General features: G+C 59.0%; 6 protein-coding genes and 1 tRNA gene. 1 reads left to right on the forward strand and 6 read right to left on the reverse strand.

What is annotated here, in order from left to right; all coding sequences use genetic code 11:
• The 6 genes from B472_RS13060 to rnr form a co-directional block, all read right to left on the reverse strand.
• On the reverse strand, positions 1–4,499 hold a 4,499-nt coding region (locus B472_RS13060), incomplete at its 3' end, for an S-layer family protein (protein WP_050995489.1).
• A 434-nt stretch (positions 4,500–4,933) separates the two neighbouring features.
• Positions 4,934–6,082, reverse strand: coding sequence for an HlyD family efflux transporter periplasmic adaptor subunit (locus B472_RS13065; protein WP_019428271.1), 1,149 nt, complete (start codon positions 6,080–6,082; stop codon positions 4,934–4,936).
• Positions 6,079–8,241 carry an ATP-binding cassette domain-containing protein gene (locus B472_RS13070; protein ID WP_019428272.1) on the reverse strand — a complete coding sequence of 721 codons (2,163 nt, stop codon included), beginning with the start codon at positions 8,239–8,241 and terminating at the stop codon, positions 6,079–6,081. The genes B472_RS13065 and B472_RS13070 overlap by 4 nt, the downstream gene beginning before the upstream one ends.
• A 5-nt stretch (positions 8,242–8,246) precedes the next feature.
• Positions 8,247–9,551: a TolC family protein gene (locus B472_RS13075; RefSeq protein WP_019428273.1), complete on the reverse strand. Its 1,305-nt coding sequence runs from the start codon at positions 9,549–9,551 to the stop codon at positions 8,247–8,249.
• Positions 9,548–9,931: a MarR family winged helix-turn-helix transcriptional regulator gene (locus B472_RS13080; protein WP_026039800.1), complete on the reverse strand. Its 384-nt coding sequence runs from the start codon at positions 9,929–9,931 to the stop codon at positions 9,548–9,550. The genes B472_RS13075 and B472_RS13080 overlap by 4 nt, the downstream gene beginning before the upstream one ends.
• A 556-nt stretch (positions 9,932–10,487) precedes the next feature.
• A complete protein-coding gene (rnr, locus tag B472_RS13085) occupies positions 10,488–12,764 on the reverse strand; it encodes a ribonuclease R (protein ID WP_026039801.1) in 2,277 nt (758 codons plus the stop codon).
• Between the two features lie 18 nt (positions 12,765–12,782).
• On the opposite strand from rnr, the gene B472_RS13090 reads away from it, so the two are divergent.
• Positions 12,783–12,867, forward strand: a tRNA-Leu gene (locus B472_RS13090).
• The last annotated feature ends 60 nt before the right edge of the window (positions 12,868–12,927 follow it).

A 12,927-nucleotide genomic window follows, 5' to 3' on the forward strand; every position in this document is an offset into this window, starting at 1 on the left:
GTGTTGCTTGCGCTGTCGCTGGCCAGATCGATCGCTTCGATGCTGCTGATGCGCGAGAAGCCCCCCGGTGCGCTGGCACCCGGGTTGGCCACCAAGGTCAAGTCCAGGTGGCTGCCATTGAGGCGCAGCGTGTCAAACCCCGTGCCGCCGTCCACACGGGCGAGTTGGGTGGTGTTTTGACCACCGCTGTTGAAGGCCGCCTGCAAGGCCGCCACGTTGGTGCTGTTGAGCACCACCGTGTCGTCGCCCCGCCCGGCCCAAATCACGTCCGAGCCACCACCACCGCTGATGGTGTCGTTGCCATCGCCGCCGGCAAAGGTTTCAGCGGCGCTCGTGCCTGTGAGGCTGTTGGCGCTGGCCGTGCCCAGGAAGTCCACCACGCTGCGGTCTTGATGGCCGCCGAAGATCACGTAGGCGCTGCCTGAGTAATTGTTCACGCTGGGTGCCCCTATCAACAGATCGGCAAAGCCGTCACCGTTGATATCGCCGGCCGCCGAAACCGCAGTGCCAAGTTCACCGGAGTCCGTTTCGCCAAGAATGGCAAATCCCCCCGTACCTGCAGCGACGTCCGAAAGCTGCACCAGCGTGTCGCTGGTGCGGCCATACACCACATACGACTTGCCACTCCAGGCGTTGGTACCGGGAGCGCCCACAATCAAGTCGGACAAGCCGTCGCCGTTGATGTCGCCTGCCGCGCTGACACTGAAACCTGCGTAATCGCCCACCGCTTCGCCCTGGAGTGCAAAGCCGCCGTTGCCTGAGGCAATGTCGCTCAGGTTCACCGCGGTGGTGTCGTTGCTTTTGCCAAACACCACATAGCTGCGCCCCGTATTTGGCGAACTGATGGTGCTGTGATCGGCACCGATCACCACATCGGCCAAGCCGTCGCCGTTGACATCCCCTGCGGCAGCCACACTGACGCCAGACCTGCCTTCGTCACCCGCCTCGCCAGTGATCACAAAGCCACCTGTGCCGTTGGCCACATCCGTCAAATCGATGGTGCTGTTGCCGGTGCCTCCGAACACCACGTAAGAGCGACCATCGCCGGCGTTGGCCTCAATAGCGCCCACGATCAGGTCGGTCAAGCCGTCGCCGTTGACATCGCCAGCGGCAGACACAGAGTACCCGCTGTTATCGCCAACGTTTTCAGCCTGAATGACAAAACCATCGGGACTGCCCGCCAGGTTGGTCAGGTCTAGGTTGCTGCGGTTGAGCTGCCCATACACCACATAGGTTTTGCCGGTGTAGTTGTTTACACCATCCGCCCCAATCACCAAGTCGGCCAGGCCATCGCCATTGAAGTCGCCAGCCGCAGCCACGCTCCCGCCAGAACCATCGTGCATATTCTCGCCGGTGATGGCAAAACCCAGGCTGTTGTCATCGTTCTCGATATCGTCCAAGTCCACGGCCGCCGTGCTGTCTTTGCCATACACCACATAGCTGCGCCCGGTAGCAAAAGAGTAACTCACAGCACCGACCAAAAGATCGGCTTTGCCGTCGCCGTTGACATCGCCCGCAGCAGAGACGGAGTAGCCCAGTTGGTCGTACGTGTTTTCACCAAGGATGGCAAAGCCGTCGGTGCCAGCGGCCAAGTCGGTGGTTTCGACGGCCGTGGTGTTGGTTTTGCCAAACACCACATAGGCAGTCCCATTGGTGAGGACACCACCCCAAGTTGATGTACCCACGATGAAATCGTCATAACCGTCACCGTTGACATCCCCTGCACTCGCCACAGCAACGCCAAACGATTCATTCTCTCCGGCAGCATTGACCACAAATCCACCATAGCCGTTGGCCACCTGATTGGGCGATACGCCGTTGCCAGCCACCAAGGTCGCAAAGTTGAGCGTGCTGGTGTCGGTGCTGGCAATCCCCGCAAACGCCGTGCCCGCCGTGTCACGGATAGCCGTGCTGCTGATCTGCACAGCGTACTGTTTGCCGTCGTCCAGTGCGGATGTGGGGTTGATGGTCAGCGTGCTGCCCGAGATGGACAGTTGTCCGCCATGGCTGGCCACGTTGATGACCACGTCACTTGCTCCGTCCAGGGCCTTGAGCGTGATGGTGCCGTTGCTGCCCAGCGCAATCGCTTCGTTGAAGGTCAGGGTGATGTTGGCATCGGCACGCAAGAACTCCTGGTCACCCGGTGTGCTGGACAACAAAGTCGGTGCGGTGTTGTCGATCACCGTCAGCGCCGTGCTGTCGATGTTGGCAATCGATCCACTGATGCTGAGGGCGTTGCCCGCCACATCGGACAGACCAGTTTGCAAAGCGCTCTTGAGGGCCGCTTCGTCAATCGCAGCCTGTCCGTTTTGTCCGGCCTGTATGGTGTAAGTCAGTGTCCGTGTGCTGCCGCTGCCACCCCAGGAGGCACTCACACCGGTGCCTGCAACGGTGAAGACGGTGTTGTTGCTGCCCGAGCTCAGGCCATTGACGCTTTCGCTGAAGGTGAGCGTCAGCACAATGGTCTCGCCTGCGCTGTTGCCTGCTGTGCCAACTTCAGCTGCGCCGTAGCTCACGGCCAGTGCGGTGATGGCGGGGGGGATGTCGGGGGGGATGTCGGGGGTGGTGGCTGTGCTGGTGTTGCCAGAAGCTGCCACCCTCAGCGAAGCCAAGGCCACCTCGCCTGCCGCCGTACCCGCGTCGCTCATTGCGGCCGCTGCCGCTGTGCTGATGGCCGATGTGTTGATGGTCTCGCCCGCCGCTGTGGCCGCAGCCTGCGCGGCCGTCACGGCCGCAGTGGCTGCGTTGGCTGCGCTCGTGGCCGCGGCCGCCTTGGCCTTGAGCGTGTTCTGCGCGCTTTCAACTGCAGCCAGCTGCCCCGCTGTGGCAGGGGCGCTCATGGCGCTCAGGGCGCTGCTCAGTGCCGCTTGCGCCGCATCGAGCTCGCTTTGCGCCGCTGCCAGGGCCGCACCCGCCGAATTGGCCCGCGCCACCAACGCATCCAGCTGTACGCCGTTGAGCGTCGCCTTTTGTTCTGGCGTGAGTGCGTTCAATTGCCCGCTGGTCAATGCCGCGACCTGCGAGGCTGACAGGCCCTCCAAGCTTTGAGGCTTCATGACTTTGAGCGCGTCCACCGGGATGCTCTGGAGGTTGGCGATGGACGCCATCTGATCGGCCGTGAGAAAGCGGGCGACCATGGGCGTGAGTGCGCTCGCACCGCTGGCCACAAATGCGCTCGCTTGCGTTTGCGCATCCTTGTTCAGCAACAAGGCTATTTGATCGGGCGTGATCAATGGGCCAATACTGCCCAAAATCAACGCCGCAGCCCCAGCGCTGGAGACCTCCAAGGTGCCATTCGATGCCACCAGCCATGCGTCAAATTGCTCGATCGCGGCCCGCTTGTCTCCCCCATTTTTCATCGACAAGCCCGACAGCACCGCCGCAAATTGCCCGATGCGCTGCGCGTCGTTTGCGCCCACATTGGCCGAATTGGCCGTTCCATCCGGCAAAACTGTCGAAACCGGGCCTGTTTGCACCAAACTCGAGCTGACGCCGATGAGGCGCGCAATCGCTTTGTTGGCCTGCTCGATGGCCTGCAACTGTGCGCTCGTATCCGCCCCCTCAACGCGCCCCACCTGTGCGGCCAAGTCTGCGCCTGCGCCGGTGACATCGACCGCCTTGAGGCCGGCCAACACGGCCGCTGCCGTGGTGGCCGGATTGACGTGGATCGGGTTCGTGCCCGCCTGGACGGTCCCCACGGCCATCAGCACCGCGCCAAGGTCCGTGGCCCGCTGCAAGGCCTCATCCATGTAGTCGTTGCCCACGTTGGCATCGATCACTTTAAGCACCACACCGCCACGGTAGCTGCCAACGTCAACGCTGTAGCGACCAGCGCTGTCAATGGCGCCCTGGCCGATTCGGTTGCCGTTGAGGTCGAAGACCAGCACGCTCAAACCATGCCCGTCTACCACCGGCCCCGCCAGGAATGTGCCGGAGACAAGCACACCGGGTTCGGGCTCGGGTTGTGGCTCTGGCTTCGGCTCAGATTGTTTGTCCGATCCCCCTCCACCACCGCCCAAGGCGGCCAGGGCCAGTCCTCCCAGGCCCCATGCCCATCCGCCACCATCTTTGTCGCTCTTGGCGTGCGCTGGGCGGCTGGCCTGTGATTCGGGTTTTGCGGCGGACGCGATCAGGCTCGCATCTGGCACCATGATTTGGCCCGGCGTGGTCTGCCCTGTCAAAGCCGTGCCCGTTGCGGCCCATTGCTCTGCCACAAACAGGGTCTGTGGATCGATGTCACCCAGCAAACTGGCGTTGTCACTGCCCGCCTGGGGCTCAAAGAAGTCGGCCACCTCCACCAGGGGCTGGTCCCGGCCTTCGAGTTCCAGCACCAAGGCATCCGCCTGTCGCTTCAGAAGCAAGCGTCGCCCATGGATGGTTTTTTGACCGATGTAGGGCTGGCCGTCAATCAAAATCTGGAACACCTGACCCTTGGCCACCTTCACCAACTGGGTGCCTGATTGGTCGGTGGTGATATTGATTTTTTTGTTAGTTTTCATGATGTTTAATTAACATTTTCGAGAATATTAAAATAAACTATATTGATTTACTTAGTACCCATAAATTGATTGAATGAGGGAAAAATTTTCCCTCATAAATTAAAAATAATTACTCACTGAAATACGCGAAATCAGACCCCAGAACCTTGCGCCGATCCGGATGCAGACCGAGCCAAGGAACATGGGTAAACATCAGATGGATTTGTGGGACGCACCATGCTGCGCAGCAGTGCGTGAACAGGATCTCTGCCTGCAAGCAGCGGTAGAACTGATCAAAACAACGACCTGAAAGGCCAGTTTGTTGCCATCAGCGATGAGCATCAGGTGAAATATGGCTGCGGGCCGCTCAAGGTTCAGCAGGACCAGACAAAGGGCGAGCCCATTCACCCTAGGTGCCAGCAGCGTTTCAAGAAAAACGGTTTGTGCTCAGGGATTTAGCGTTGCCCCAAAGCGCCTTCAAATGCCCTGGAAATGGGTTTCATCATGAACGCCAGAACAGTTCGTCGACCGGTCTTGACATCGAGTGTGGCGGTCATACCGGCCTTGATGTCACTCGATCTGATCCGCCTGACAGCGTCTTGGGCCAGCAACTCGACCTTGGCACGGTAGTAGGTCTGGTACTTGCCATCGGGGCCTTGCTCGGTGAGGGTGTCGGAACTGAGGTAGGTGAGGCGGCCTTCCAGACTTCCGTAGATGCTGTAATCAAATGCATCCAGTCGGACGGTGACTGGCAAACCCAGTTGCAATTGCCCAATGTCCGCAGGGTTGATTTTGGCTTCGATGATGTAGCCGCCCGTGGTCGGGGAAATCTGCATCAGTTCATCGCCGTTGCGCAGAACACCGCCCAAGGTGTTGATGCGCAAGGATTTGACAACACCGTCCAAGGACGCCTGGATTTCAGTGTGATCCAGTATGCTGGCGCGCTCTTGCAATTTGCTGCGTTGGCTGGTGACTTCTTCCTCGATCTTGGCCAATTCGCGACGCGCATCGGATTTGTATTTTTCCTGCACAGCATGCAGTTTCTGACGGGCATCGACCAGCCCTCGCTGGGTGCGCATCAATTCAATGCGGCTGACGTCTCCGTTGTCATGCAGGCGCTGGGTCAGTTCGAACTCCGAATGGGCCAGCCGAACTTGCTCGGTCAACGCCTCGGTTTCCTTGAGCAAAGCGGCTTGGTTCTGCAAATAGAGTGCTTGTTGCGATGCGACGAGGTCAGCATGGGACTTTGAGAATTGGGCAAATTTGGGCACGGTACCCATGGCCTCGGCTTGTGCGCGAATGCGACTGATTTGGAACCCGGCAATGCGGTTGCTGATTTCTTCGACCCCGGCAAGGGCGCGGTCGCTTTCGAGCACGGCCAGGACTTGGCCTTTGGTGACGGTTTCGCCTTCGCTGACCCGCAGTTCCTTGATGACACCACCGTCCGCCGCTTGAATGACCTGGGTTTTGTCTTGAGGAATGACCTGTCCTTGCGCCCTGACCATTTGGTCAATCTCAAACCAGGCTGCCCAGGCCACGATCAGGATCAGGAGGAACAGCAGGTAAATGCCCGTGAAACGAAGCGGGGGATTGGAGTGGCTCATGCGGAAGTGCCTGCAGTGGCGGTGTGGGTTTTGGCTGACTGCTGAGCTTGCGTTGCCATGGCTTGCAGTTGTTGCATCACCTGGTCACGCGGGCCGTCCATCACGATTTGTTGGTTGGCCATGACGATGACCCGCTGTACCAGGCTGAGCAGTTGCGGTTTGTGCGTGACGATCACCATGGTGCTCTCGGAGTTTTCCGTGAGGTGGTGTTGCAGTGTCTGAATGACTTGCCGCTCGAGTTGGGGATCCATGGAGGCCGTGGGTTCGTCCAGAAGCCAGATTCGGGGACGGCGCAGAACGGCACGGGTGATGTGCACCAGCTGACGTTGACCGCCGGACAGACCTTGTCCGCCCTCTGAAATCTCGCGGGCCAGGCCTTTGGGATGGGCCGCGATGACGGTTTCAAAGAGACCGGTCTGGCGAGCGGCTTCCAACAATGCGTCGTCACCAGGGTCGTTCATGCCCAGCACCAGGTTGTCACGCAGGGTGCCCGCGAAAAGGCGTCCGTCTTGCGGCACAAAACCCATTTGGTTGGCCAGACTGGCTTTGGCGATTTGCTCGAGGTCGATCCCGTCGAGCAGGGCCCTGCCCTGCCCGGCCTTGTACATGCCAGAGAGCAACCGAAGCAGACTGGTCTTGCCGCTACCGACGCCACCGAGCACGGCCACTCGCTCCCCAGCGCGGATGCGCAGTTGCTTGATTTTGACGGCGGTGGTGCCGCTGTAGCTCATGTCGATGTCGGTCAACTCGAATTGGCCGCGCAGAGTCTCGAGCACAATGGGTTCCTGACCAGGGGGGTGGTCGAGCTGGAGCGTCCAGAGCTTGTCCAGGTCTTGCAATGACACCCTGGTTTGGGCCCATTGCATGATGAGCGCCGGGATGGTGGCAATCGGAGCCAGGATGCGCCCACTGAGGATGGAGCAGGCAATGAGGGCCCCCATGGTGAAGTCAGCGTGGCCAACGTAAAGCGCACCTGCCGCAATCAGCGCCACATAGGAACCTTGCTGGAACATGGCCACCAGAAATTGCTGCATTTCGGTGAGTTGGCGCATGCGTTGCTCGTATTGGCGGGACTCGTCGGTCATGTCGAGCCATTTGGACAACATGCGCCAGCCGCCCTGACCTGATTTGATGGTTTCTGCGCCTTCAATGCTCTCAACCAACAAACCGAGTTTTTGGTGCTGGGCCGGTGTGGACAATTTGGCCAGTTGGTCCATGCGGTTGTGAAACAGGAAACCAATGACCAAGCCTAACGCCAGGAATACGCCAGGGATGAGCGCCAACCAGCCACCGATCAGGGCCAGCACAAACAAGGTGATCAATGCCACTGGCACATCGACCATGGCCTGGGTACTGACGTTGACCAGGAAAGCCCGGATACTTTCGTAACTGCGCAACCTTGAGGAGGTGGCGCCCACGCTGGCGGGCAATTGATCCAGCCTGACACCCAGGAATCGGCCATAAACCGAGCGTGCCAGGTTTTGATCGACCGCGTCCGTGAGGTGGTGGACCTGTTGCGCGCGTAGCCATTTGCCCAGTGTTTCAAACAAAACCGAGACCAACACCCCCAAAGTCAGAACCAGCAAGGTGGACGCGGCCTGGGTGGGGACCACACGGTCATAGACCTGCATGCTGTAAAACGAGGTGGCCAGCGCCAAGAAACTGATGGCCAAGGTCCCAGCGGCGATATCGGTCAAGAGGCGTTTGTGCGAAAAAATCTCGGACCAGACCAGCTGAAGACTGGGACTTTCGCTGATCACGAAAGGCGCCGTCATCCGAATGCGGATAAAACGGTGGCCGTCTTCAAATCGGTCCATCGCCTGCTCGGCGAATTGACGGATGTCGGATTGCCACCAACTGGTGGCCCAATGCCCTTGCGCCGTGTGCGCGGTGACGATGCCAAGCTGCCCTTGGGGCCCCACAACAATGCACGGCAGCCGGCTCGCGTCCGGGGACTTTGACCATTGGACTTTGGGCCATTGGTTGAGTTGGGCCAATGCATCCATCAGGGTTGCAAGCTGCTGGTGGGCTTGTCCGAGCTGGCGCAACGCGGCTTGCAGGCCGAGCCCATCAACCGGTTCGCGTCTGAGTTGTGCCAGACGCATCAATGTGGTGTGCAAAACCGCCAAGTCAGGCAGCGGGGTCGAGGATGGGGTCATTGAGGTCAGGGGTTGCTGTTGTTCTGCAGGTAGGCCTCTACCCCAGCGGCCAACAAGGCCAAGCGCTGCTGTGCGAGCCAGCGGCTCGATTGGGTGTCGGCCATTTGCACAAGTACTTGGGCTTTTTCACGGGCTGTGTTCATGAGCTCTTGCCAAGTTCGGCGGCCAGCGTCAAATTGGCGCTCGGAAGCTTGCATGAATTGCTCAGCGCTTTCCTGGGCCTGGAGCAGGTAAGTCAGGCGCAGACCTTGCGATTCGATGGTTTGCAAGTCGGCATGGATTTGGTCAGAAATGTCGCGGCGTTTGACCTCGATTTCTTGCTCCTGTGCCTGCAAGCGTGCCTGGGCAGAAGCGACCGAAGCCATGGAAGACAAGCCGGCCCCGAAATTGGAAGTCAAGCCCACATACAGCTGTTGTGTGGTTCTACTGATGTCCCGGTTGATCAGTTCTCCTCGAAGATAGACCTCGGGATAAATGCGTGATTTGGCAATGTCCGCATCTGCACGCAGCACATTGACCGTCACGATGGACTTTTGGAGGCTGGGATGCTTGTCCAACGCCATGACCGTCCATAGCTCATGGCTACGGTTGGAATCGTCGGTCCGTCGTGGCGGCTGAAACACGGCCGTCCAGCGGATGGTCTGGCTGGGCATGGGGCCACCGTACATTTGCGCAAGCCTGCTGATGGCTTGTTGCCTTTGGGCTTTGGCTTGCTCGAGTTCGGCCTGCACGGCGGCAAGCCTGGACAGTGAGAGCTGAACATCGCTGCGCGGCGCATGGCCCTCTTGGGCTCGGTTTTGGACTTGCCTGACGTATTTGAGGTGCTGTGCTTCACTTTCCGTGAAGGCCTGGGATTTGAGCTCCGCGGCTTGCACCTCTGACCACAGCTGCAACCAGCGTGTGGCCAAGCCCAGACGTTGTTCGCTCAGGGTCAGATTGGCCAACGCCTCTTGCGCACGCGCTTTGTCGAGCTGGGCGGTCAAGCGGCCGCCTGTCCAAAGTGGCTGCTGAAGGCGTGCAAAAGTAGTCCGTGTGTCGGTCAGGCCATTGGCAGATTGAGGATTTTTTTCAATGCCGACCGATGCTGTGGGCAGAAATTGCCATTTGGCACCCTCGGCATCGTGTTGGGCGGATTGAAGTTGACCCATTGCGGCCAGGACACCGGGGTGGCGGGTCAGGAGCTCGGCCAACAGCGCACGGTGTGGCTCTGCAGCCAAAGTGCTTTGTTCTTGGGCCTGAACTGTGCAGGACAAAAAGCAAAGTCCCCAAAAAAATGCCCCCAGGCACCGCATGTCGATCTTGGTGCTCAAGATTGTCTTTCCAGAATGATGAAGTCCTTCTCGAGCATCTTTTGCGTGTTTTCAGCGTGTTTTGCCATGAGGTCCAGGAGTTTTGCCGTGGGCACAATTTGCCGGGCGCGTTTGTCTTTTTCGTTGTAAACCCTGGTGATGAGGCCTTCGTCCTCCATTTCTCGCAACTTCATGCGCACCGCCCGATCGGTGTATTCGGGATGGTTGAGGACTTGCTTGAGTGACCGATCTGTCGGGCCGCTGGCATGGAAGATGGCGTCATGCACGATTGAAAAATACACATGCCGCCCGACAACGGTCTTGAGCAAGGGCAAATTGGCCCACTCCCAATGAGACAGCTCCACCAAGCGAGCCATTATTTTGTGTTGGTCTGCAATCATTTTCTACACTTTCTTGGCATATTTGAATATTTTTTTAATTTAAAAATTCACCAAGACGGCTAATTACAGGAATATCCTTCCTTTATCTACAATCAAAAAATTGACAAGGGTTATTTCAGATACAAATTTTATGAAATTTGTATCTTTAAACATTGAAATTCCACAAAATGGAAAGGGGATCGTTTCAGAACAATCCAAGGCGCTTGAGAACAACAAGGGCTGCAGACTGCGCTGCGCAAGGAGGTTGCTTGGCCTGAGTCAGAACAAAGGGATCATCCCGATTGGGCCCGATGGGCCAAGGGCCAGTGGCCGAATCGGCAAGTCAGCGCCAAAGGCCTTCGTGGAACGATCAGGCCATCACAGCGTTTGACATCCTCGATGGGGATGGCGACCCCGTCATTGTTGAGGGCCTTGGCTTGAAAATTGACCCTCGGCTTGCAAGGTCTGGCGTATGTCCCGCCGGAGACGGCCCTGTAGGCCGTTGAAAACCAGGCCTGCAAGCCTGGTTTGTGAACACGTCATGGCGCCCAACGCTTGGCGCGGTGGCTTGTCCGCTTCAACGTTGGGGCTTGTTGTTGCGGCCACCTTTCTTTTTGGCCGCCGCCTTCTTGACCGAGGCCTTGAGGGCCTGGATGGGGGACCGGTTGCGCTCGGCATGGGCCAGACGGCGATCCTTGACAAGCCTTTGCTTGTCGCGCCGCCCATCAGCCGGTGGGGAGACGCCTTTGTCACGCATGGCCCGTTGCACCAACTCGTCGCCGGCGTGCACCAACCTGAAATCAATCTTGCGACCATCCAGGTCGACACGGCTGACCTGGACCTGCACGCGGCTGCCAATGGCATAGCGGATGCCGGTGCGCTCACCGCGCAACTCTTGACGCAACTCGTCAAAGCGGTAGTACTCGCCCCCCAATTCGGTGATGTGCACCAAGCCTTCAACATACAGGTTGTCGAGTGTCACGAAGATCCCGAAGCTGGTGGCTGCTGACACCACACCGCCGTACTCTTCGCCCAGATGCTCACGCATGTACTTGCACTTGAGCCAGGCTTCCACGTCACGGCTGGCCTCATCGGCGCGGCGCTCATTGGCGCTGCAATGCAAGCCCGCAGCCTCCCAGGCGCGTTGATCGGCTGCTGACATGCGTACCCGCGGTGCAGACGACTCGGGCGCATCGCCCTTGGCCGCACGGCCTTTTTCGAGACGCTTGGTCAACTTGGCGTGCGCCTCGCCGGGCACAGGCAAGCTGGGCAAGGTGTATTTGCGGTCCAGCAAAATGGCTTTGATGACCCGGTGCACCAACAAATCCGGATACCGCCGGATCGGGCTGGTGAAGTGGGTGTAAGCCTCGTAGGCCAAACCAAAGTGCCCGCTGTTGACCGGGGTGTAAATGGCTTGCTGCATGGAACGCAGCAGCATGGTGTGGATCTGCTGCGCGTCCGGGCGGTCTTTGGTCGCTTGGGCGATTTTCTGGAACTCGCTGGTGTGCGGATCGTCGCTGATGCTCATGCCCAACCCCAAGGCCTTGAGGTAGTTGCGCAGGATGTCTTTCTTCTCGGCCGTGGGGCCTTCGTGCACCCGGAACAAGCCGGGGTGCTTGCCTTGCTGAATGAAGTCGGCGCTGCAGACGTTGGCGGCCAGCATGGCTTCTTCGATCAGGCGGTGCGCTTCGTTGCGCACGCGCGGCACGATCCTTTCAATGCGACCGCTTTCGTCGCAGACGATTTGCGTCTCGGTGGTTTCAAAGTCCACCGCGCCCCGCACGGCACGCGAAGCCAGCAAAGCCTTGTACACATCCTGCAGGTTCATCAAATCGGTCACACGCGCTTTGCGCTTGAGCGCCTCAGGTCCGCGGGTGTTGGCCAAAATCGCGGCCACTTCGGTGTAAGTGAAACGTGCATGGCTGTGCATCACCGCCGGGTAAAACTGGTACGCATGAACGTCGCCCTTGGCATTCACCAGCATGTCGCACACCATGCACAAACGGTCGACGTCGGGGTTGAGCGAACACAGGCCGTTTGACAGTTTTTCAGGCAGCATCGGAATCACGCGGCGCGGAAAATACACGCTGGTGGCCCTGTCGTAGGCATCAATGTCAATGTCGCTGCCGGTCTGTACATAGTGGCTCACATCGGCAATGGCCACCAGCAAACGCCAACCTTTGCCACGGCCCACTTTGGCGGGTTCGCAGTACACCGCATCGTCAAAATCTCGGGCGTCTTCGCCGTCGATCGTGACCAAGGGGACATCGCGCAGATCCACACGGTCCTTGCGGTCTTTGGCCAGCACCTTGTCGGGCAATCCCTTGGCTTGCTCCAAGCAACCGGCTGAAAATTCGTGGGGCACGCTGTACTTGCGCACGGCGATTTCAATCTCCATGCCCGGGTCGTCAATCTCCCCCAGGACCTCTTTCACGCGGCCCACGGGTTGGCCAAACAAGGCGGGCGGTTCCGTCAACTCGACCACCACCACTTGGCCGGGTTTGGCTGTGCCAGTGGCCCCTTTGGGGATCATCACGTCTTGGCCATAACGCTTGTCTTCAGGCGCGACCAACCACAACCCCCCTTCGTGCAACAAACGACCAATGATCGGCTGCTCGGGGCGTTCCACGATCTCGACGATTCGCCCCTCAGGTCTGCCTTTGCGGTCCTGGCGCACGATGCGAACCTTCACGCGGTCCTTGTGCAACACGGCACGCATTTCATTGGGCGAGAGGTAAATGTCGGACTCTCCGCTGTCACGGATCAAGAACCCATGACCGTCACGATGACCTTGGACACTGCCTTCAATTTCTTCCAGCAAGCCGCTGGGGGGCGCTACGTTTTTGATATACAATCCTTTGATTCCTGAGGCGCCCAGATGGCGGAATTGGTAGACGCACTAGTTTCAGGTACTAGCGAGTAACATCGTGGAGGTTCGAGTCCTCTTCTGGGCACCAATCTTATCGAACGCGATGAGTTAAAAATGCATCAAGCCGTTGAATCACCTTCAACGGCTT

This window comes from Limnohabitans sp. Rim28 (genome assembly GCF_000293865.2).
In the GTDB taxonomy this organism is placed as follows: Bacteria; Pseudomonadota; Gammaproteobacteria; order Burkholderiales; family Burkholderiaceae_C; genus Limnohabitans_A.

What these genes read in the sequence shown, in the direction of transcription:
- B472_RS13065 (WP_019428271.1), bottom strand. Translation starts at nt 6,082, where the DNA reads ATGAGCCACTCCAATCCCCCGCTTCGTTTCACGGGCATTTACCTGCTG.
- B472_RS13070 (WP_019428272.1), bottom strand. Translation starts at nt 8,241, where the DNA reads ATGACCCCATCCTCGACCCCGCTGCCTGACTTGGCGGTTTTGCACACC.
- B472_RS13080 (WP_026039800.1), bottom strand. Translation starts at nt 9,931, where the DNA reads ATGATTGCAGACCAACACAAAATAATGGCTCGCTTGGTGGAGCTGTCT.